Origin of the sequence: Streptomyces chartreusis (assembly GCF_008704715.1) — a bacterium.
GTDB lineage: Bacteria > Actinomycetota > Actinomycetes > Streptomycetales > Streptomycetaceae > Streptomyces > Streptomyces chartreusis.
This window is the reverse complement of the sequence record NZ_CP023689.1, coordinates 1506441-1527958: the sequence shown is the minus strand read 5'-3', so window position 1 is coordinate 1527958 and position 21518 is coordinate 1506441. Positions and strand designations below refer to the sequence as shown.

Below are 21518 nucleotides of genomic sequence, written 5' to 3'. Positions count from 1 at the left end.
CACACGGCAGCGGGCCACATGAACTCGGGTCACACCAGCACCGGCACTGGCCACACGACCACCGGGCAGGCCAGCACCGGCCACACAGCCACGGGGCACATGGGTGCGGGCTACGTGGGCGCAGGGCACATGGATTCGGCGCACACCCCCACGACCCACGGGATCGCCCCCATCACCCACGGGATCACTCCCGCCTACATCCCTTCACTCCACACGACGTCCGAGACCACGTCACCCACCCCGGAGCCGACCCACCCGGACCCCCTGGTCTCCCAGCCCACCCGACTGGAGTCCGTACGCCCGGCGCCCAGCCGTCCGGAGCCGACGAGCCTCGACGCGGCTCGACCTCAGCCCACACGTCTGCGCCCGACGTCCCTGGATGGACTCCACATGGACGTGACCCCCATGACCACCCGGCCCTCCATGGACGTCTCGCCCATGGACCCGGCCCATTTGACCGAGCCCCACCCCGGGCCCGCGCCCGGTACCGACCACACCACTTGGCCTGACGGGAGCGCTCCAGCCGGATGACCACGACTGTGACCAGCTCGAAGTCCGCCTGGGAGACCACCCCCAACCCCGGCGCTCCCGCAGACCTTCGTACCTCAAGGAGTCGATCCACCATGGCGAGCGAAGCGCCGACCGCCCATGTCTCCGATCTCGACTGGCTGATGAGCGGCCTCGTGCAGCGCGTACCGCACACGACCAGCGCGGTCCTGCTCTCCTGCGACGGGCTCGTGAAGTCCGTTCACGGCCTCGACCCGGACAGCGCCGACCACATGGCCGCCCTGGCCTCCGGGCTGTACTCCCTCGGCCGCAGCGCCGGCGTCCGCTTCGGCGAGGGGGGCGAGGTCCGCCAGGTCGTCGTGGAGCTCGACTCGACCCTGCTCTTCGTGACCACGGCCGGCTCCGGCACCTGTCTGGCCGTGCTGGCGGGCCGTGAGGCCGACGCGGCGGTGCTGGGCTACGAGATGGCGATGCTGGTCAAGAGCGTCCGCCCGTACCTGGTCACCGCGCCCCGGCAGCACTCCGTCGAACCCTCGGCGTTGAGGCCTTGAACATGACGGCGGCCGGCGACGGGCCCTGGCTCGACGACGCGGCCGGACGGCTGGTGCGCCCTTTCACGGTCAGCAACGGCCGTACCCGTCCCACCGTCGCGCTCGACCTCATCTCGCAGGTGATGGCCACCGGGGCGACCCCCCTCGGCTACCTGGGCCCCGAGCACGAGCTGGCGCTCGACCTGTGCCGTGCTCCCGTCTCGGTCGCCGAGGTGGCAGCCCACCTGAAGCTGCCGGCGGCGGTCACCAAGGTGCTGCTGTCGGACCTCGTCGACTGCGGGGCGCTCACCACCAAGCCCCCCGAGTTCCACCACAACCCGACAGACCGGGCCCTTCTGGAGGCAGTGCTCGATGGACTACGACGACAGCTCTGATCCCTTCCCCACCGCACTGAAGATCTTGGTGGCGGGAGGGTTCGGGGTCGGCAAGACGACCTTCGTGGGCGCGGTCAGCGAGATCGCGCCGCTCAGTACGGAGGAACTGCTCACCACGGTCAGCGCAGCGACCGACAGCCTCGAAGGGGTGGAGAACAAGGTCGAGACGACGGTGGCCATGGACTTCGGCCGCATCACGCTCGACCCGGAACACGTCCTGTACCTGTTCGGCACACCCGGACAGGAACGGTTCTGGTTCATGTGGGACGAACTCTCGGAAGGCGCGCTCGGCGCGGTGATCCTCGCCGACACCCGGCGCCTCGAGGACTGCTTCGCCGCCGTCGACTTCTTCGAGCAGCGGGGTCTCGGCTTCATCGTCGCGATCAACGAGTTCGACGGCGGCTACCGGTACGACCCGGAGGAGGTCCGCGCCGCCATCGACCTCGACCCGGAGATCCCCATCGTCCGCTGCGACGCCCGGATCTCCAGCTCCGGCGTGCAGACCCTGCTCACCCTGGTGAGGCACCTCATCGCCCACACACCGGCACCCGCGCCCAGCCATGGCGCCCACATGTGACAGCAACACACACCCGCACGGAGCCGCATATGACGTACGCCCACAGGGACGGAATCCGCCCATGAGCTACGGCCCACCCCACCCGGTCGCTCGACTGCTGCTGACCCCCGAGGACAAGGAGGCCCCCGCCCGCGCCCAGCGGTTGCTCCGGCTGGGACTGGGGGATCATGCCGATCCGGCCCTCGATGTCTTCGCGGACCATCTCGCCGAGCTCACCGGGGCGCCGTACGCCATGGTCAACTTCATCGACGAGAACCGGCAGTTCTTCGCCGGGCTGCACGCACAGCACAGGGTGACCCTCACACGGGCCGATGACTCCAAGCCTGAGCTGGGGCGCCATATGGAGCGAGACCATGGGTTCTGCCCCCATGTGGTCGTGCGACGCAAGGCGTTGGTCCTGGAGGACGTCTGCGACTATCCGCGGTTCGCCGGGAATCCGATCGTCGACGAGTTCGGCATCCGCTCCTACATGGGCGCGCCGCTCATCGACAGCACCGGGATGGCGCTGGGCACCGTGTGTGTCGTGGACGTGGAGCCGCGGCCGTGGGGGAGGGCGGGCCTGGACACCATCAAGGCGACCGCGGTGGACCTGATGTCCCGGCTGGAACGACGGCAGGCCGACGGACTCCCGCCGCTCTGACGGCGGCTTCGGCGGTGTCCGACGGCTGCTTTCGGCTCCTCGGCCGCTTCGGTCCGACTTGGCGTGCCCCTGACTCCAAGCGCCCGGGACTCCTGGCTGCCCGGGACTTTTAGCCGACCGGTCTAGTACTTCGTACACTTGTCCCGTGGGACGTACCAGTGATGCCAAGCAGAAGATCCTCGGTGCCGCGCGCTCGCTGATCGAGGGACGCGGCTACTCGGCGCTGGGTGTGGCCGAGATCTGCAAGGCGGCCGGGGTGCCGAAGGGCAGCTTCTACTACTTCTTCGAGTCCAAGGAGTCCCTCGCGCTCGCGGTCGTCGACGAGCACTGGGCGGCGCAGCGACGCGACTGGGCGCGTGTCCTGGAGGCTGACGGCGAACCGTTGCAGCGGCTCAGGGGACTGTTCGAGGAGACCCAGGCGGGCCAGCGGGCCGTCCAGGAGGGCTGCGGGACCGTGTCGGGGTGCCTGTTCGGGAATCTCACGCTGGAGCTGAGCAATCAGACCGAGGCGGTCCGCCGGCGGCTTCAGGAGATCTTCGACGCGCAGGTCGACATGGTCGAGACGGTCGTCAAGGAGGCCCGGGAGCGCGGCGACGTCACCGTGGCGGACACGCGCGAGGCGGCGCGGGCGGTGGTGGCCCAGCTGGAGGGCCAGGTCATGTTCGCGAAGTTGTACAACAGCACGGAACGCCTGACCCCGCTGTGGAACAACTGCCTCGCGCTGCTGGGCGCCCGCTGAGCCTCGGTGCCCGATCGCCCTAGTAGCCCCGCCACACGTTGTCGAACGCGGCGTCCTCGATCGCCCGCCGCTGCCGTACGGCTTCCAGTTCCATGACCGCGTTGCCGAGTGCGGCCAGGACGGTCGTGACCGTCTCGTCGGTGAGCTTCTCGGCTTCCTCGGCGTCCTCGCCCGACTCGTCACGGATGCCGGCGGCGGTGCCCAGGGCGGCGAGGACGGGCTCGCCCGAGGTCCAGCGCTCGTCCGCCTGCCGTCGGGCCGCCGAGTCGACCGGCACCGAAGGAGCGGCCCGCAGCGCGAACCGGGGACCCGGCGCCCGGGCCGTGAGCCCCACGCGCTCCAGATCCTCGACGTAGGCCGCGGACAGGCCCCGGCCCCGGCGCCACAGCCAGTCCTCGACGGACTCGTAAGGCTCCTGTCGTACGAGTGCCGAGGCGGCCTCGTCCAGCAGTCGGTCACCCGTGGGCGCCTGTGCGCTGGGGGTGATGAGGTCGCCGTCCAGGACGAGGGCGTGGGCGTCGAGAAGGTCGAACATCTCCGCCGCCGCGAGCGCGAGCGACAGATCGCCTTGCTCGACTGCGTGGTCCGACGCCGTGTCCAGGGTGACTATCGCGAGATCCCGTGCGGTGTTCATGAGCGGCTCCTGGTCGGTCGGCCGAGTGCGGGGAGCGGACAACGGGGGGCTGTCCTGGGCGGTCCGGACGTCCTACACCGATTCTCGCTGTCCTTCGGGCACCGTATGTCGTACTACCACCATGTCGTGCGGGAACCCGATTCTCAGCACGGCAGCGGCCGAGGCCGCGGCGAGGACCAGGAGGGCGGCCAGGGAGCAGGGCGGGACGGTAGCCGTCGTGCAGCAGCGGGGCGACCAGGAGGGGGCCCAGGATCTGGCGAGCACGCGCTGCGCCCGGCGCAGGCCGGACCTCCGCCTACCGAACCTCCCCCATCGTGGCTCCGCCACCTGCGCGGATGCCACGATCGGCTTTCTCGCTGCTGATAGGCGCAGCCTCCCAGCGCGCGTAGCATGACCGCCGTGGAACTGCGTCAGTTGCGGTACTTCGTCGCCGTCGCCGAGGAACTGAACTTCGGCCGGGCCGCCGAGCGGTTGCTCATCGCCGGGCCCTCGCTCTCCCAGCAGATCAAGGCGCTGGAACGGGACCTGGGTGTGCGGCTGTTCGACCGCGACCGCCGCTCGGTCTCCCTCACCCCGGCCGGCGCCGCCCTGCTCCCGCACACCCGGGCCCTGCTGGAACGGGCCGACGACCTCAAGGGCCGGGCCGGACGCCTGGCGGGCTCGGAGTCCGTACGGCTGGGGTACGTCAACTGGCTCCCCACGGACGTGACTTCGCGTACCGCCGCGGTGGCCCGGGTGCACATCGACGCATGGGTCGCGCCCTCCCACACCCAGGCCGCCCGGGTCGCCGACGGCAGCCTGGACCTCGCGGTGTGCTGGGTGCGGAACGAGGACCTGAAGCGGCTCGGGCTGCGCGCCCGGCTCATCGGCGCCGACCGGCTCTACGCCGTGGCCAAGGGCACCGATTCCGGCGACGTGGCGGCGCGGGACACCGACGTCCTGATCGACGACGACGTCACGTCCTGGGCGTCCTGGAACGCGTACGCCGAGGAGCTGACGCGGGACACCGGCTCCCGGGCCGTACGCATCTCCGACGGGGCCATCACCGGACCCGCCTTCTTCGACCACGTCCGCCGCTGTACCCGGCCCGTCGTCAACTCGCCCAAGGGGCAGACCGCCGCGCTGCCGCCCGACCTGGTCCGCCGGGAGGTCGTCGGACCGAAGGTGTGGTGGACCTGGTCCCTGGTCCGGCGTGAGAACGAACCGCGAGCCGGCGTCCTGGCCGTCGTCGACGCCCTGTGCGACGCCGTCGGCGACCTCGGGATCCACACCCCGGACTCCTGGCTCCCGCCGGACGACCCGCACGCGCTCCGGCCCTGACCTGTGCTGGGAGCCTGCGCCTCCCACACGGGAGGAAACGGGTCCCGCGCAGACCCCCTCTGACCTTTGACGTTGCCGTGCGACCGGCCTACGTTCCAAATAGTCGACCGGTCGGCTAGTAATCGGTCATCAGCTTCGGAGAAGGTCATCATGAGCACTCGGCAGCAGAAGGTTGCGATCATCACCGGCGCCTCGCAGGGCATGGGCGCCGCCCTCGTCGAGGGGTACCGCAAGCTCGGATACGCCGTCGTCGCCACCTCGCGCAGCATCGCCCCCGTCGACGACGCCGACGTCCTCACCGTGCGGGGCGACATCGCCGACCCGGCCACCGCCGAGCGCGTGGTCGCCGCCGCCGTCGAGCGGTTCGGCCGGATCGACACCGTGGTCAACAACGCGGGCATCTTCGTCGCCAAGCCGTTCACCGAGTACACGGACGAGGACTACGCCGCCGTGACCGGGATCAACCTGGCCGGCGTGTTCCACCTCACCCAGCAGGCCGTGCCCCATCTGCTCGCACAGGGCGGCGGCCACATAGTGGCGGTCACCACCAGCCTGGTCGACAACGCGGACGCCAAGGTCCCGTCCGTACTGGCGTCGTTGACCAAGGGCGGTGTGCAGGCCGCCACCAAGTCCCTCGCCATCGAGTACGCGACGCGTGGCATCCGCGTCAACGCCGTGTCGCCCGGCACCATCAAGACACCCATGCACCCGGAGGAGAACCACGAGTTCCTCGCCGCCCTGCACCCGGTCGGGCGGATGGGCGAGGTCGGCGACATCGTCGACGCCGTCCTCTACCTGGAGACGGCCCAGTTCGTCACCGGCGAGATCCTGCACGTCGACGGTGGCATGAGCGCCGGACACTGACAGAAGGAGCGGACATGACCACCACGAAGGACGCGAAGGAGATCCTGAGTGGCGTCCTCGACCAGTGGAAGGACGCCGTCGACGGGCACCGGCCCGAGGACGTCGCCTCCCTCTTCACCGAGGACGCCGTCTTCCAGGGGCTGCACCCCTACAGTGTGGGCCGGGCAGGTGTGGCCGAGTACTACAGTTCGCAGCCGCTCGGTATGCGAGCCGACTACACCGTCCTGGAAACCAGACAGCCTGCCGACGGCCTGGTCCTCGGGTATCTCGACGTCCGGTTCTCGTTCACGGACCGGCCCGCGCTGGACGTCAAACTCGCGGTACTCACGGCCCGCGTCGAGGACAACTGGTACATCAGCCACTACCAGGTCTCCCGCCTCCCATAGGCCCCGACCGAGGGCGTGAAGGAAAGCTGTGGCGCCGCTTAAGAAATCCTCGATGGACCGGGGCGGCGCCGTACGGCAGATTGCTACGCGATTCCACCCCCCTCCCCGGCTGCGGGCTCACTCGGTATGCCCGCAGCCGGGACTCGAGTGCAACAGGAGCCGTAGCGTTGAAGGCGCTGGTCAAGGAGAAGGCGGAGCCCGGGCTGTGGCTCGCGGACGTTCCGGAACCGGCCGTCGGGCCCGGCGACGTACTGATCAAGGTGCTTCGCACCGGCATCTGCGGCACCGATCTGCACATCAGGTCCTGGGACGGCTGGGCACAGCAGGCGATACGCACCCCGCTCGTGGTCGGGCACGAGTTCGTCGGCGAGGTCGTGGAGACCGGCCGGGACGTCGCCGACATCAAGCCCGGTGACCGGGTCAGCGGCGAGGGCCACCTGGTCTGCGGCAAGTGCCGCAACTGCCTGGCCGGCCGCCGCCACCTGTGCCGCGCCACCGTCGGCCTCGGCGTCGGGCGCGACGGTGCCTTCGCCGAGTACGTCGCCCTGCCCGCCGCCAATGTGTGGGTGCACCGGGTGCCCGTCGACCTCGACGTCGCCGCGATCTTCGACCCGTTCGGCAACGCCGTGCACACCGCGCTGTCGTTCCCGCTGGTCGGCGAGGACGTCCTGATCACCGGCGCCGGCCCGATCGGCCTCATGGCGGCGGCCGTGGCCCGGCACGCGGGCGCACGTCACGTCATGATCACCGACGTGAGCGAGGAGCGGCTGGAGCTCGCCCGCAAGGTCGGCGTCAGCCTCGCCCTGAACGTGGCCGAGGCGAGTATCGCCGACGGACAGCGCATGCTCGGGCTGCGCGAGGGCTTCGACATCGGCCTGGAGATGTCCGGCCGCCCCGAGGCCATGCGCGACATGATCGCCAACATGACGCACGGCGGCCGTATCGCCATGCTCGGCCTGCCCGCCCAGGAGTTCCCGGTCGACTGGGCCCGCATCGTCACTTCGATGATCACCATCAAGGGCATCTACGGCCGTGAGATGTTCGAGACCTGGTACGCCATGTCCGTGCTGCTCGAAGGCGGCCTCGACCTCGCGCCCGTCATCACCGGCCGGTACGGCTACCGCGACTTCGAGGCGGCCTTCGCCGACGCGGCGAGCGGCCGTGGCGGCAAGGTCATCCTCGACTGGACCGCGTAAGTCACCGCGTAAGTCACCTGCATTCCTGGGAGCTTTGAGATGTTCGACTCCGTGCGCGACGACCTGCGCGCCACCCTCGACGAGATCCGCGCCGCCGGCCTGCACAAGCCCGAGCGCGTCATCGACACCCCGCAGTCCGCGACCGTCAACGTCAGCGCGGGCGGCCGCCCCGGCGAGGTCCTCAACTTCTGCGCCAACAACTACCTCGGCCTCGCCGACCACCCCGAGGTCATCGCCGCCGCCCACCAGGCGCTGGACCGCTGGGGCTACGGCATGGCCTCCGTCCGCTTCATCTGCGGCACCCAGGAGGTGCACAAGGAGCTGGAGGGCAGGATCTCGGCGTTCCTCGGCCAGGAGGACACGATCCTGTACTCCTCCTGCTTCGACGCCAACGGAGGCGTGTTCGAGACGCTCCTCGGCCCGGAGGACGCGGTGATCTCCGACGCCCTCAACCACGCGTCGATCATCGACGGCATCCGGCTGTCCAAGGCCCGCCGCTTCCGCTACGCCAACCGTGATCTGGCCGACCTGGAAGCCCAGTTGAAGGAGGCGCAGTCGGCGCGCCGCCGACTGATCGTCACCGACGGCGTCTTCTCCATGGACGGCTACGTGGCGCCGCTGAAGGACATCTGCGACCTCGCCGACCGCTACGACGCGATGGTCATGGTCGACGACTCGCACGCCGTCGGCTTCGTCGGCCCCGGCGGCCGCGGCACGCCCGAGCTGCACGGCGTCATGGACCGCGTCGACATCATCACCGGCACGCTCGGCAAGGCCCTCGGCGGCGCGTCCGGCGGCTATGTGGCGGCCCGCGCCGAGATCGTCGCCCTGCTGCGCCAGCGCTCCCGGCCGTACCTGTTCTCCAACACCCTGGCCCCGGTGATCGCGGCGGCCTCCCTCAAGGTCATCGACCTGCTGGAGTCCGCGGACGACCTGCGCGTCCGCCTCGCCGAGAACACGAAGCTGTTCCGCCGCCGGATGACCGAGGAGGGCTTCGAGATCCTCCCCGGCGACCACGCCATCGCGCCCGTGATGATCGGCGACGCGTCCAAGGCCGGCCGGCTGGCGGAGCTGCTGCTGGAGCGCGGCGTGTACGTGATCGGCTTCTCTTACCCGGTCGTGCCCCAGGGCCAGGCCCGTATCCGCGTCCAGCTGTCCGCCGCGCACTCGACGGACGACGTCAACCGTGCCGTGGACGCCTTCGTCTCGGCCAGGGCCGAACTGGAAGGCTGACGTCCGGCTCGCTCCGGACCTTGCGATAATCGATCTCATGATCGAAGCGCGGCGGCTCCACATCCTCCGTGCGGTGGCCGACCACCGCACCGTGACGGCGGCTGCCGCCGCGCTGTATCTCACCCCCTCCGCGGTCTCCCAGCAGCTCGCGGCCCTGGAGCAGGAGACCGGCCACCGCCTGGTGGAGCGCGGCGCCAAGGGCGTACGGCTGACCCCGGCAGGCGAGATCCTGCTCAGTCACACCAACGCCGTGCTCGCCCAGCTGGAGCGGGCGGAGGCCGAGCTCGCGGCGTACAGCTCGGGCGCGGCCGGCACGGTCACGGTCGCCTCCTTCGCGACCGGCATCGGCCTGGTCGTCGCGCCCGCGGTGGCCCGCCTCGCCGAGACGTCCCCCGGCATCCGCATCCGCGTACAGGACGCCGAGGGCGACGCCAGCCTGCCGATGGTGCTGGACCGGCAGGTCGACATCGCGGTGGCCGTCGAATATCGCGGGGCACCGCCCGCCGACGACCCGCGCCTGACGCACGTACCGCTGTACGCCGAGCCCTTCGACGCCGTCGTCCCGGTCGGCCACCGGCTGGCCGACGCGGTCGAGGTCCCGCTCGCCGAGCTGGCCGAGGACACCTGGATCGGCCCCTACCCCGGCAACCCCTGCCATGACGTGGTCGTCCTGGCCTGCGAGAACGCCGGTTTCCAGCCCCGCCTCGAACACTCCTCGGACGACTTCCGCGCGGTCGTCGCGCTCGCCTCGGCCGACGCCGGAGTGGCCCTCGTCCCGCGCTCCGCGCTGCGCGGCATGGACCTCACCGGGGTCGTCGTACGGCCCGTGGACGGGGTGGCACCCACGCGCCGGGTCTTCGCGGCCGTGCGCCGAGGAGCGGAGGAGCATCCGCTGATCCGTCCTGTGCTGGAGGCGCTCGACGAGGCGGCCGGGGAGTGAGGCTGCCGTAACACAGCTGTTTCATATTCGGGATACCGTCCCGGATATGAAACGCCCGCCGGATGGCCTCCAAGCTCCCGACGCTCAACTCGACACCCGCCTGGGCTCTCGGCTGGCCGCGCTGCGGACCGAACGCGGCTGGTCTCTGGGCGAGTTGGCGGAACGCAGCGGCATCAGCCGTTCGACGCTCTCCCGGGCCGAGCGGGCGGAGATCAGCCCCACCGCGTCCATGCTCAACCGCCTCTGCAATGTCTACGGCCGCACGATGTCCCAACTGCTCAGCGAGGTCGAGTCCGAGCCCGCCCTGCTGGTGCGGGCGGCCGAGCAGCCGGTGTGGGAGGACCGTTCCGCAGGTTTCGTACGGCGCTCCGTCTCGCCGCCGCACGCCGGGCTGCGCGCCGAACTCGTCGAGGGACGTCTCGTCGAGGGCGCCGACATCGCGTACGACCGGCCGCCCGTGCCGGGGCTGGAGCAGCACGTCTGGGTGCTGGAGGGCACCCTCGACGTCACGGTCCAGGACGTCGAGCACCGCCTCGACGCCGGGGACTGTCTGCGGATGCGGGTGTGGGGGCCGACGCGGTTCCGGTGCGCCGGGCCGGGGGCGGTGCGGTACGCGCTGGCGGTGGTGCTGCCGTGAACGTGACGCGGCTGGATGAGCCTCAACTGATGGACCACATAGAGGACTTGGCCGACCTGCTGGTGGACACCGTGGCGGACGGCGCCTCCGTCGGATTCCTCGGACCCCTCGGCCGTACGGCGGCCCTGGCCTGGTGGAAGGAGCGCGCGGGCGCCGTCGGGGACGGGCGGCTGGCGGTGTGGGTGGCGTGCCGGGACGGGCGGACCGTCGGCACGGTGAGCCTGGCCTTCGCCGACAAGCCCAACAGCCGCCACCGCGCCGAACTCGTCAAGTTGATGGTGCACCGGGACGCCCGGGGTCAGGGTCTCGGCCGCAGACTCCTCGCGACCGCGGAGGAGGCGGCGACCGACGCCGGTGTCACCCTCCTCCACCTGGACACCGAGACCGACAGCCCCGCCGAGCGCCTCTACGACTCGGCCGGCTGGACCCGGGCCGGGGTGATCCCGGACTACGCGGCGAGCCCGGCGGGAGTGCTGCGGCCCACGACGATCTACTTCAAGTACGTGTGACCGTTCCGGTCGGCAAGAGGGATCACCTGTCATGGGCGTGAGCATCTCGTTCATCAGCGCGACGACGGAGGAGCTGGACAGGGCGGAGAAGGACCCGAATTGGGCGGAGCAGCGTGGGTCCGACCTGTACGGCGTCGACCATCCGCTGCCGGACCGGCCCGACTGCGGCCCCGACGAGGAACCGGGTCCTGGGGCGGGCGGGGCTCGGGCGGATGGCCCCGGAGCGGGCTGCCCGCTCTCACCAGGTGATTGTCAGTGATGGGCGCTACCGTGCCTCTCATGCCCGATGCCGAAGACGTACGCCGTATCGCCCTCTCTCTGCCGGACACGACGGAGAAGATCGCCTGGAGCATGCCCACGTTCCGGGTCGCGGGCAAGATGTTCGCCACACTGCCCGAGGACGAGACCTCCATCGCGGTGCGCTGCCCGAAGGAGGAGCGCGACGAACTGGTCATGGCCGAGCCCGGGAAGTTCTGGATCGCCGACCACGAGGCACAGTTCGCGTGGGTACGGGCCCGGCTCGCCGCCGTCGAGGACGAGGGCGAACTGCGCGACATCCTCGCCGACTCCTGGCGCCAGGCCGCTCCGACCCGCCTGCTGGACGCCTATCCGGAGCTGGGGCTGGCGACGGGGAACTGAAATCCGTGGGGCGTTGTCAGTGCCCCGTGTCATGATCCGAGGGCAGGTGTGGGAGCCGGGGCGGAGGGGGCCTCGGCTACCACGGAGGCTTGAGTGACGGCGGCGCGGGCGGCGGTCCGACCGGGGAGGGCGCGACGGACATGAGGGGGATGAAGCCGGGCAAGGAGGCCGGTGTCCGGCCGGTGTGGTCGCGGGACTTCGCCCTGTTCTTCGTCGCCCGTGCCGTCGCCCAGCTCGGGGACACGATGCTGCCCGTGGCCCTCGCCGCCGGGCTCCTCCAGCACGGGTACGGCGCCGGCGCGGTCGGTCTCGCCCTGGCCTCGACGTCCGCCGCCTTCGCCGGGCTCATCATCTTCGGCGGAGTCATCGCCGACCGCTTCAGCACCCGCAGACTGATGATCGGCGCCGACCTGGTCAGGCTGTGCACCCAGTCCCTGGCCGCAGTGCTGTTCTTCTCCGGGCACGTGGTCCTGTGGCAGATCTGCGCGATCGGTTTCGTCAACGGCGTCGCGGGCGCCGTGTTCCAGCCCGGCGTCCCCGGCACGGTCCGGCGGCTCGCCACCGACGTCCAGGGCGCGAACGGCACCATGCGGATCGCCGAGGCCGTCGCCCAGCTCGCCGGACCGGCCTGCGCGGGAGTGCTCGTCGGCTTCGCGTCACCCGGCGGCGTGTTCACGGCCCACGCCACCACGTACGCCGTCAGCGCCCTGTGCCTCCTCCTGCTGCGCCTGCCCGCGCAGACCCGGTCGCCGGGCGACGCCCGAACCGCTCGCGGAGCACGGGCCTTCCGCGCCGATCTGGTCGAGGGCTGGCGGGAGTTCAGAGCCCGGACCTGGCTCTGGGGCGTCATCGTCGTCTGGTGCGTCTACATGATCACCGTGTGGGGCCCCACCGTCCCGCTCGTGGCGACCGAGGTGGTCCAGCAGCACGGCCCGCGCTCCTACGGCCTGATCAACTCCGCCCTCGGCGCGGGCACCGTCGCCGGCGGCCTGCTCGCGCTGCGGCTGAGACCCCGCCGGATGCTCCGCGCCGGCGCGATGGGGCTCTTCGCCTTCGCCGGCTTCCCGGTGACCGTCGGCGCCGGTCTCGGCGTACCCGCCATGGCCGCCGGAGCGGCCGTCGCCGGTGCGGGCATGGCCTTCTGGAGCGTCATGTGGGCGACCAGCGTCCAGACACAGGTCCCGGCCGACGTCCTCAACCGCATCCACGCGTACGACGTCGCGGGCTCCCTGGCGATGATGCCGGTCGGCCAGGCCATCGCCGGACCGGCCGCCGCGACCCTCGGCGCCGGTCATGTGCTCCTGGTCGCCGGAGGAATGAGCCTCGTCGTCGCGGGCGCGCTGCTGTCGGTGCGGTCGATCCGGGGCCTGGTGCGAGCGGACGCTCCGGCGGCGGCACGGTCGGCTCCGGTGCCGACGGACGAACGCGTGCGGCCCGAGCCGCACTGAAGCGGACGGGTCCGCATAAACGGGTGCGCGACCACCGACCCGAGTGCGGTATTGTTTCCCTGCACGTTCGGCCAGGGGAAACCCCAGGTCAGACGGGCACCGGGACGTGGCGCAGCTTGGTAGCGCACTTGACTGGGGGTCAAGGGGTCGCAGGTTCAAATCCTGTCGTCCCGACTTGTGAAGCAGCAAGTCAGAGGCCGTATCGGAATTGCCGATACGGCCTTTTTCGTTTTGCGACGGTGCTGATCGCGCCGCTCTAGAAGGCCGATTCGAGGATGCCGAGGATGTCCTGTTCGGTGGGTTGGCGGGGTGCGTTGCGGGTCACGGCGTCCGCGAGGGCGCCTGAGGCGATCGGGGGCAACAGGTCCGGGCGGACGCCGAGTTCACGCAGGGGCCGTTTGATGTCGAGTTCGCCGGAGATCTCACGGACCGCGTCGATCGCCGCGCGGGCCCAGTCGCCGTCGGCGGGCGGGTCCAGGCGCAGCGCGCGGGCCGTCTGCTCGTAGGCCTCCTGCGCGTTCGGGGCGCTGAACTCCAGGACCTCCTCCAGGACGGCGGCGAGCGCGATGCCGTGCGGGGTGCCGGTGTGGGCAGTGAGGGCGTGGCCGATGCCGTGGACCAGGCCCAGGCCGGAGATGGTCAGGGCCTGGCCCGCCAAGTGGGCGCCGAGCATCAGTTGCGCACGGGCCTGAAGGTCCGAGCCGTCGCGGTGGGCGACCGGCAGCCAGCGCCCGACCATGGCCACCGCCTGCGTCGCGTACGCCACCGAGACAGGGTTGGCGCCGCGCGAGGCCAGGGACTCGATGCCGTGCACCAGGGCGTCGATGCCGGTGGCGGCCGTGATCCGGGCCGGCAGGCCGAGCGTGAGCTCCGGGTCCAGGAGGGCGATCCTCGGCTTGACCGAGGGGTGGCCGAGGTACACCTTGCGGCAGGCGGCGGTGTCCTCGATGACGCCGAAGCCGTTGGTCTCCGCACCCGTCCCCGAGGTGGTGGGGATCGCGATCAGCGGCAGGCCGTCGAGCGCCTCCCACAGCGCGTCCGCGTCGGCCGCCGCCGCGCCCGCGTTGCCGACCAGCAGCGAGATGCCCTTCGCCGCGTCAAGGACCGAGCCGCCGCCCAGGGCCACGACGACCGCCGGGCCGAACGCACGCGCCCGGGCGGCGCCCTCGTCGACGTTGCCCGTGGACGGGTTGGCGCCCACCTCGTCGTACACCCCGTGCTCCACGCCCGCCGCGTCCAGGACCTTCAGCACCTGGTCGACGATGCCGGCGGCCCGCAGACCGCGGTCGGTGACCACGAACGCGCGGTCCATGCCGAGGGAGGAGACCAGCTCCGGGAGATGGGTGAGGCGGCCCGGGCCGAACTCGATACGGCAGGTGGGATCGATGGCCAGCTGGTTGGTGAGTGACTCGCCCATGGCGTGCGGCTCCTGGAAACGCGGCGGGAAGGGAGACGGGAGGGAAGGGGGTGACGGTCCTGAGTCAGGCGGTGCCGATCAGCGCCTCCTCCGGGTGTGGGAGGCGGAACTCCCGGCCGGCCAGGGACTCGTACAGGCGGACCGGGCTCATCTCCCCGGCCAGGTCGCCGTGCTGGGCCCTGGAGCGGCGGAAGATCTGCTCCACGAGGGCGGACAGTTCGGTGGACACACCCACATCGCGGCCCAGGTCGACGGCGAGTCCGAGGTCCTTGCAGGCCAGGGCCATCGCGAAGGAGTCGTCATAGTCGCCCTCGACCAGCACGGACAGTACGTCGTGCTCCAGGAAGTGCGAGGCGGCCGGGCTGGCGAGCAGCGAGCTGCGCAGGACGCCCAGGTCGACGCCCGCCTTCGTGCCCATGGCCAGCACCTCGGACGTGGCGACGAGGTGGGTGAACCACAGCAGGTTGATCATCAGCTTGACCGTGTAGCCGGCGCCGAGCGGGCCCACGTGCAGGACCTTGTCGGGGTCGCCCAGGGTCTCCAGGACGGGCAGGCACATCCGGAAGTCGTCCCCGGCCCCGCCGACGAATATCTGCAGCCGGCCCGCCTCGGCACCGTGCGCCATGCCGCTGACGGGCGCGTCGAGCCGGCGTACTCCACGCCGGTCCAGCACCTCGGCGGCGATCCGGTCCGCGGCGGCCGGAGTGGACGTCGACATGTCGATCCACAGGGCGCCCTCGGGCAGAGCCTCGGCGGCGCCGCCGCGCAGCAGCACCTCCTCGACGATGCGCGGGTTCGGCAGCATCGTGATCAGCAGTTCGGCGTCGGTCGCGCACGCCGCCGGGGTGTCGGCCCAGCGGGCGCCGAGCGCCAGATGCTCTACGGCGGCCTCCTGCCGGGAGTCGTGCACGGTGACCAGGTGTCCCGCGTGGATCAGATGGCGGGCCATGTGGCTTCCCATGTTGCCCAGGCCGATGAAACCGATCCTCATCGATGTCCTCGCTATGTACCGGTGAAAAGGGGATGGGTGAGTGAAAGGGGATGTGCGGGCGGACCGGGGCCGGCCGTTCAGGACAGGTCGATCCAGGTGGTCTTGAGTGCCGTGTACGCGTCGAGCGCGTGCAGGGACTTGTCGCGGCCCGCGCCGGTGGCCTTGAAGCCGCCGAAGGGGGTGATGACGTCGCTGGCATCGAACGTGTTGATCCACACCGTGCCCGCTCGCAGCCGCCTGGCCGTGCGGTGGGCGACCTTCACGTCCCGGGTCCAGACGGAGGCGACGAGGCCGAAGTCGCTCTGGTTCGCCAGCCGTACGCCTTCGTCGACGTCGCCGTCGTACGACACGACCGCCAGCACCGGGCCGAAGATCTCCTCCTGGCCGACGACGGACGCGTTGTCCACGCCGTCCAGCACCGTAGGTTCGACGAAGGTGCCGCCGGATTCGGTGAGCGTGCGCCCGCCGCCCAGCAGGACGCGCGCCCCGTCCTGCCTGCCGCGCTCGATGTAGCCCAGGATCTTGGCGAGTTGGCCCTCGTCCACGATCGGACCCATCACGGTGGCCGGGTCGAGCGGGTCACCGACACGGAAGGTCTCGGCGGTGATCCGCCGTACGGCGTCCAGGAGTTGCTCCCTCACCGCCGCGTGGACGACGACGCGCGAGCCCGCGTTGCAGGTCTGCCCCGCGTTGTAGAAGATGCCCCACGCCACGGCGGACGCGGCGGCCTCGACATCGGCGTCGGCCAGCACCAGCTGCGGCGACTTGCCGCCCGCCTCCACGGCGACCTGCTTGCCGTTGGACTCGCCCGCGTACACCTGGAAGAGCCGGGCCACCTCCGCCGAGCCGGTGAAGGCGATCTTGTCGACCTCGGGGTGCCTGCCGAGGGACTGGCCCGCGACCTCGCCCCGCCCGGGGACCACGTTGAGCACGCCGTCCGGCAGCCCCGACTCGGTGGCCAGCGCGGCCAGGCGGAGCGCGGCGAGCGAGGTCTGCTCGGCCGGCTTGAGGACGACGCTGTTGCCGGTGGCGAGCGCCGGGCCCAGCTTCCAACTGGCGATCAGCAGGGCGTAGTTCCACGGCACGACCGCGCCGATGACGCCCAGCGGCTCCCGGGTGATCAGCGCCAGCGCGTCGCCCGGGGTCGGGGCCACCTCGTCGTAGGTCTTGTCCAGGGTCTCGGCGTACCAGGCGATGGTCTCGGCGGCCTTGTCCACGTCGATGCGCACCGACTCGGTGATGGGCTTGCCCATCTCCAGCGTGTCGAGCAGGGCCAGTTCCTCGGCGTTCGCCCGGATCAGCCCGGCCCAGCGCAGCAGGATCCGCTTGCGCTCCTTGGGCGCCAGGTCGCGCCAGCGGCCGTCCTCGAACGCGGTGCGCGCGGACCGCACCGCGCGGTCGACGTCCTCGGCACCTGCCGCCTGTACTTCGGCCAGGACCGCGCCGTCGCGTGGCGAGACACTCGTGAAGCTGTCGCCGGAGGCCGCGTCGGTGAAGGCGCCGTCGATGAACAGGCGTGTCTCGAAGGACAGCTTGGCCGCCGCGGCCAGCCACTCGTCGTGGGAGCGGGCCAGCAACTCCTCGATGGTGTAAGTCACTTGATCCTCCAGCGGTCGATCGCGTCCTCGTCCAGCTCGACGCCGAGGCCGGGCCTGTCCGGGATCTCCAGGTCGCCCTCGGCGTTCACGCGGACCGGCTCGGCGAGCATGAAGTCGCGGCGCTCGGGGGTCCAGCCGGGCGGGTCGTAGGGGAACTCGAAGAAGGGGCCGCCGCCGACGCCGGCCGCGACGTGCAGGTTGGCGAGCACCCCGATGCCGTTGGTCCAGCTGTGCGGGGTGAACTGGCGGTGCTTGAGGTGGGCGAGCTCGGCCAGGGTGCGGGCGCGCTGCATGCCGATCGCCAGCACCACGTCCATCTGGTAGATGTCGAGCGCGTCCTCCTCGAGGTAGCGCAGCAGCTCAGTGGGGGAGTGGTGCATCTCGCCCGCGGCGATCCGCACCCCGGGGTTCTCGGCGCGCAGCCGCTTGAAGCCGGAAAGATCGGCGTACGGCAGCGGCTCCTCGACCCAGAACACGTCGAGCTCGGCGAGGCGGGCGATGGTCCTGCGGGTCTTGGCGAGGTCGGACGCGTTCGCCGTGTCGCCCGCCATCCGCCAGGACTGGTTGAGATCGACCATGATCTCGAAGTCGGCGCCGAGCTCCTCGCGCACGGCACGCACCGCGGCGACGCCCTCGTCGACACGATTGCGGTCGATCCGGATCTTCAGCGCCCGGAAACCGGCCTCGCGCACCTTCAGCGCGGTGGCGACCCGTTCCTCGGGGGACTTGAGCTCGCCCGAGGAGGCGTACGCGGGCAGCTTCTTCGCCGCGTTGCCGAACAGCTCCGACACCGGGCGGCCGTGCACCTTGCCGATGACGTCCCACAGCGCTGCCTCCAGCGGCCAGTAGTGGGCGCCGTGGAAGTTGGCGGTCTCGATGGCCCTGACGTGCCGGGTGATGTCGAGGGGGTCCTCGCCGACGAACAGGTGCTTGTACGTCTCGAAGCCGTCCATGAGGTCGCCGGAGCCGATGCCGGTGACGCCCTCGTCGGTGTGGACGCGCACGATCGTCGCGTCGAAGGTACGGCGCGGCTCCGGGTCCCAGGCGGCGCGGAACGGGGGGTCCAGCTCCAGGCGCAGCCGGTCAAGGGTGATGTCGGTGATCTTCATCGGGCGAGCACCTCGGCGGTCGGCGTGTAGAAGGGGTTGGCCGGGCCCTCCTTGGCGGCGGCCTGTACGTCGAAGACGGTGGGCGTGCCGGTCACGGCGGCCCGCAGAGCGCCGTACGCGGCGGCGCGCTGGTTGCGGAAGGAGGCGTCCAGGTCGCCGACCGCCGGGTTGACCCACACCGCGGCGATGATCAGCAGGTCGTCGGCCTCCTCGGCCGGGATCAGCCCGTCGTCGACCGCGTCCGCGACCCCCTGCGCGAGGCCGGCCTGCGCGGCACCCCAGGTGGCCCGCTGGTGCAGCTCGCCCTCCGCGGCGGCCTTGGCCACGAACAGGGTCAGCGGCTTCACCGGCACGGACGGCCGCACGACCGTCATGAACGGCACGTGCCCGGCGCTAGGGGTGGCCAGCGCCGTCGCCCAGGCGGTCTCGACGGGGCCGCCCTTGCGTCCGATCACGATGTTCGTGTGCGCGGCGTCGGCGCCCTCACCGACGAAGGACTCGCCGATGAGCGCGGTCGGGGCAAAGGGCGAAGGCATGGAATCTCCTGGATCTCCGGGACCGGGAAGCGGCGGCGGACCGGGGGATCAGGCGAGGCGGGAGCAAAGCTCGCATACCTCGCAGTTCATCCGGCCCGATGCGGCGAATCTAGGTCCGCCGCCACCCCGTCGCAAGGCGCCCGCGGGAATCGAAATGCCGGTTGCTCTCCTGACAACTTCCGCCCTGACCTGGGGGTTCCTTTGCCGGTGAGCGCGCATACGATGACCCCGTGACCGACTCCTCCTCGGCCTCCCGCGGACACGGCCTGCGCCGTGACATAGACCTGCTGGAGGCGCTCGCCTCCGACGAGGCGCAGAACGCCGGCGGCCTCGGCGTCGTACGCCTCGCACAGCTGGTCGGCCGCGAGAAGACCCAGGTCTCCCGGGCCCTGAAGGCCCTCGCCGCCGAGGGCATCGTGGAGCGCGACCCCGACACCCTGGAGTACCGCCTGGGCTGGCGGCTGTTCTCCCTGGTGGCCCGCACCTCCGAGAGCCGTCTGGTGCGCGTGGCCGAACCCGTCATGCACACCCTGTCCGCGGATCTGGAGGAGACCAGCCACCTGTGCGTCCTCAGCGACCGCGAGGTCCTCACCCTGCTGTCGGTCTCCGGGCACTCCTTCCGCGTCCACGGCTGGGAGGGACGCGGTGTGCCCGCCTGGCGGCTGTCCGCGGGGCGCGTCCTGCTGGCCGACGCCACGCCCGACGAGCTGTACGTCCGCTTCGGCACGACCGGTGAGATGCCCGTGCAGGACCTGTGGACCCTCATCCAGGACGCCCGGCGGCAGGGCTACGCCCGTGTCAGCGAGGAGTTCGAGGAGGGCCTGGTCGGCGTGTCCGCCCCGGTGCGCGACTTCCGGGGCCGGGTCGTCGCGGCCATCAACATCTCCGCCCCCAAGGCCCGGCTCGGCGAGCGTCTCGACGAGGCGGGCCGTACGACGGCCCGGGCGGCGGCAAGGGTGTCGTCGCTGCTGGGCTGGGAGCCCCGGCGCACTCCGTTGCTGCGGGCCCGGCTCACCTGACCCACGTACACCCGCACATGATCGGCGAGTTGCCCTCAGAGCAACCCCCGTTTCGATCCGCCGGAGTTGCCTTGTCGGCCCCATGACGCGCTCGTAAATTCACCGCGCATCGGACGAGCCCCGTCCGAAACGGAGAAAAGAGCAGCTCATGAACCTCGCCGGCATCGACCTCCTGGCCAAGGCGCCACCAGCGGAAGGCGATGTGTTCCTCGGCGGCCGATGGCTCGCGGCCGCCGACGGACGGACCTACCCCGTCCACGACCCGGCCACCGGCGACCTCATCCGCCACGTCTCCTCGGCGGGACCGGACGACGCCCGCGCGGCGATCGACGCCGCGCACTCGGCCGCGGCCGGCTGGCGCTCGACACCGCCCCGGCGCCGTTCGGAGATCCTGCACGACACCTTCGCGCTCATGCGGGAGCACACCGACACCCTCGCCCGGCTCATCGTCCTGGAGAACGGCAAGGCGTACCGGGACGCGGCGGCCGAGGTCGGCTACGCCGCCGAGTTCTTCCGCTGGTTCGCCGAGGAGGCCGTCCGCGTCGGCTCCGCCTTCGGGGACGCCCCGGCCGGCGGCTACCGCCACGTCGTACGCAAACACCCCGTCGGCGTCACCGCCTTCGTCACCCCCTGGAACTTCCCGGCCGCCATGGCCACCCGCAAGATCGCCCCGGCCCTCGCGGCCGGCTGCCCCGTCCTGCTCAAGCCCGCCCCGGAGACCCCGCTCACCGCCCTCGCGGTCGCCGCGCTGCTCGCCGAAGCCGGCCTGCCGGACGGCCTGTTGAACGTCCTGCCCACCGACCGCGCCCCCGAGGTCGTCTCGGCCTGGCTCGGCGACGAACGGGTCCGCAAGTTCTCCTTCACCGGCTCCACCGCCACCGGCAAGGTGCTCCTGGAGCAGGCCGCCGCGAACGTCGTCAACGTCACCATGGAGCTCGGCGGCAATGCCCCCTTCGTCGTCTGCGCGGACGCCGACGTGGACGCGGCCGTGCGCGGGGCGATGGACGCGAAGATGCGCGGCGGCGGCGAGGTCTGCATCGCCGCCAACCGGTTCTACGTCCACGCCGACGTCGCCGCCGAGTTCACGGAGAAGTTCGGCGCCGCCATGGCCGCCGTACGCGTCGGACCCGGCCTGGAGGACGGCGTCACCCTCGGACCGGTGATCAACGAGGGGGCCGTCGACAAGATCCGCTCGCTCGTCGACGACGCCGTCGCCCGCGGAGCACGGATCGCCGCGCGGGGCGGCACACCCGACGGGCCCGGCCACTTCCACCCCGCGACCGTCCTCGTCGACGTCCCCGACGACGCCCGGATCCTGCACGAGGAGGTCTTCGGACCGGTCGCGCCGCTCACCACCTTCACCGACGAGAACGAGATGCTCGCCCGCGCCAACGCCACCGTCCACGGCCTGGCCTCGTACGTCTACTCCCGCGACGTCGGCCGTGCGCTGCGCATCGCCGAACGTCTGGAGGCCGGCATGGTCGGCGTCAACCGCGGCCTGCTGTCCGACCCGGCCGCCCCCTTCGGCGGCGTCAAGCAGTCCGGCCTGGGCAGGGAGGGCGGCCGCGAAGGCATCGAAGCCTTCCTGGAGACGCAGTACATCGCCCTGGACTGGACCGACTGACCTTCCCCCGCACCCAGCTCCCCTCCCTCC

23 protein-coding genes and 1 tRNA gene are annotated in these 21518 nt (G+C 71.3%); 18 read left to right on the top strand and 6 right to left on the bottom strand.

Going from position 1 to position 21518, the window contains the following annotated elements; genetic code table 11:
• Window positions 1–623: 623 nt before the first annotated feature.
• The 5 genes from CP983_RS06335 (at window position 624) to CP983_RS06315 (ending at window position 3388) form a co-directional block, all read left to right on the top strand.
• Complete coding sequence (locus CP983_RS06335) at window positions 624–1058, top strand: roadblock/LC7 domain-containing protein (RefSeq protein ID WP_030956513.1); 435 nt, start codon at window positions 624–626, stop codon at window positions 1056–1058.
• Between the two features lie 2 nt (window positions 1059–1060).
• On the top strand, window positions 1061–1432 hold the full coding sequence (locus CP983_RS06330) for a DUF742 domain-containing protein (RefSeq protein ID WP_030956514.1): 372 nt from the start codon (window positions 1061–1063) through the stop codon (window positions 1430–1432).
• Window positions 1410–2009 carry a GTP-binding protein gene (locus tag CP983_RS06325; protein WP_030956515.1) on the top strand — a complete coding sequence of 200 codons (600 nt, stop codon included), beginning with the start codon at window positions 1410–1412 and terminating at the stop codon, window positions 2007–2009. Before CP983_RS06330 ends, CP983_RS06325 begins: the two co-directional genes overlap by 23 nt.
• Before the next feature lie 61 nt (window positions 2010–2070).
• A complete protein-coding gene (locus tag CP983_RS06320; protein WP_150498872.1) occupies window positions 2071–2649 on the top strand; it encodes a GAF domain-containing protein in 579 nt (192 codons plus the stop codon).
• A gap of 145 nt (window positions 2650–2794) precedes the next feature.
• Window positions 2795–3388 (top strand): TetR/AcrR family transcriptional regulator, encoded by a 594-nt coding sequence (locus tag CP983_RS06315; protein WP_107908282.1) that lies wholly within the window; start codon window positions 2795–2797, stop codon window positions 3386–3388.
• A 19-nt stretch (window positions 3389–3407) separates the two neighbouring features.
• Here CP983_RS06315 and CP983_RS06310 read toward each other — a convergent pair whose 3' ends face one another.
• Window positions 3408–4022, bottom strand: a complete 615-nt coding sequence (locus CP983_RS06310) for a GPP34 family phosphoprotein (protein WP_150498871.1) — start codon at window positions 4020–4022, stop codon at window positions 3408–3410.
• Window positions 4023–4412: 390 nt separating this feature from the next.
• Here CP983_RS06310 and CP983_RS06300 point away from each other — a divergent pair, with 390 nt between their 5' ends.
• The 11 genes from CP983_RS06300 (at window position 4413) to CP983_RS06250 (ending at window position 13368) form a co-directional block, all read left to right on the top strand.
• Entirely contained in the window at window positions 4413–5342 is a 930-nt protein-coding gene (locus tag CP983_RS06300; RefSeq protein ID WP_150498870.1) for a LysR family transcriptional regulator, read from the top strand.
• 150 nt (window positions 5343–5492) lie between these two features.
• A complete protein-coding gene (locus CP983_RS06295) occupies window positions 5493–6206 on the top strand; it encodes an SDR family NAD(P)-dependent oxidoreductase (RefSeq protein ID WP_150498869.1) in 714 nt (237 codons plus the stop codon).
• Between the two features lie 14 nt (window positions 6207–6220).
• Window positions 6221–6592, top strand: a complete 372-nt coding sequence (locus tag CP983_RS06290) for a YybH family protein (protein ID WP_150498868.1) — start codon at window positions 6221–6223, stop codon at window positions 6590–6592.
• Window positions 6593–6759: 167 nt separating this feature from the next.
• Window positions 6760–7788, top strand: coding sequence for an L-threonine 3-dehydrogenase (gene tdh / locus CP983_RS06285; protein ID WP_150498867.1), 1029 nt, complete (start codon window positions 6760–6762; stop codon window positions 7786–7788).
• Window positions 7789–7827: 39 nt separating this feature from the next.
• Window positions 7828–9021: a glycine C-acetyltransferase gene (locus tag CP983_RS06280; RefSeq protein WP_150498866.1), complete on the top strand. Its 1194-nt coding sequence runs from the start codon at window positions 7828–7830 to the stop codon at window positions 9019–9021.
• Between the two features lie 37 nt (window positions 9022–9058).
• Entirely contained in the window at window positions 9059–9961 is a 903-nt protein-coding gene (locus tag CP983_RS06275; RefSeq protein ID WP_150498865.1) for a LysR family transcriptional regulator, read from the top strand.
• Window positions 9962–10007: 46 nt separating this feature from the next.
• Window positions 10008–10598, top strand: a complete 591-nt coding sequence (locus CP983_RS06270; RefSeq protein ID WP_150498864.1) for a helix-turn-helix domain-containing protein — start codon at window positions 10008–10010, stop codon at window positions 10596–10598.
• 29 nt (window positions 10599–10627) lie between these two features.
• On the top strand, window positions 10628–11107 hold the full coding sequence (locus CP983_RS06265) for a GNAT family N-acetyltransferase (RefSeq protein WP_373309785.1): 480 nt from the start codon (window positions 10628–10630) through the stop codon (window positions 11105–11107).
• Window positions 11108–11386: 279 nt separating this feature from the next.
• Entirely contained in the window at window positions 11387–11746 is a 360-nt protein-coding gene (locus CP983_RS06260) for an MmcQ/YjbR family DNA-binding protein (protein WP_189748465.1), read from the top strand.
• Between the two features lie 140 nt (window positions 11747–11886).
• Window positions 11887–13194, top strand: coding sequence for an MFS transporter (locus CP983_RS06255; protein WP_373309803.1), 1308 nt, complete (start codon window positions 11887–11889; stop codon window positions 13192–13194).
• Between the two features lie 100 nt (window positions 13195–13294).
• Window positions 13295–13368: transfer RNA gene (locus CP983_RS06250), tRNA-Pro, on the top strand.
• Window positions 13369–13450: 82 nt separating this feature from the next.
• Here the strand turns inward: CP983_RS06250 and CP983_RS06245 are convergent.
• The 5 genes from CP983_RS06245 to fae all read right to left on the bottom strand — a co-directional run bounded on the left by CP983_RS06245 (window position 13451) and on the right by fae (window position 18845).
• Complete coding sequence (locus CP983_RS06245) at window positions 13451–14611, bottom strand: iron-containing alcohol dehydrogenase family protein (RefSeq protein WP_150498861.1); 1161 nt, start codon at window positions 14609–14611, stop codon at window positions 13451–13453.
• Between the two features lie 64 nt (window positions 14612–14675).
• Entirely contained in the window at window positions 14676–15602 is a 927-nt protein-coding gene (locus CP983_RS06240) for an NAD(P)-dependent oxidoreductase (RefSeq protein ID WP_150498860.1), read from the bottom strand.
• A gap of 77 nt (window positions 15603–15679) precedes the next feature.
• Entirely contained in the window at window positions 15680–17200 is a 1521-nt protein-coding gene (locus CP983_RS06235) for an aldehyde dehydrogenase (protein ID WP_189748462.1), read from the bottom strand.
• Window positions 17197–18309, bottom strand: coding sequence for a mandelate racemase/muconate lactonizing enzyme family protein (locus tag CP983_RS06230; RefSeq protein ID WP_150498859.1), 1113 nt, complete (start codon window positions 18307–18309; stop codon window positions 17197–17199). Before CP983_RS06230 ends, CP983_RS06235 begins: the two co-directional genes overlap by 4 nt.
• A complete protein-coding gene (gene fae / locus CP983_RS06225; protein WP_125526502.1) occupies window positions 18306–18845 on the bottom strand; it encodes a formaldehyde-activating enzyme in 540 nt (179 codons plus the stop codon). Before fae ends, CP983_RS06230 begins: the two co-directional genes overlap by 4 nt.
• A 230-nt stretch (window positions 18846–19075) precedes the next feature.
• Here fae and CP983_RS06220 point away from each other — a divergent pair, with 230 nt between their 5' ends.
• Window positions 19076–19864 (top strand): IclR family transcriptional regulator, encoded by a 789-nt coding sequence (locus tag CP983_RS06220; protein WP_125526501.1) that lies wholly within the window; start codon window positions 19076–19078, stop codon window positions 19862–19864.
• Between the two features lie 148 nt (window positions 19865–20012).
• Window positions 20013–21488 (top strand): NAD-dependent succinate-semialdehyde dehydrogenase, encoded by a 1476-nt coding sequence (locus tag CP983_RS06215; RefSeq protein WP_150498858.1) that lies wholly within the window; start codon window positions 20013–20015, stop codon window positions 21486–21488.
• The last annotated feature ends 30 nt before the right edge of the window (window positions 21489–21518 follow it).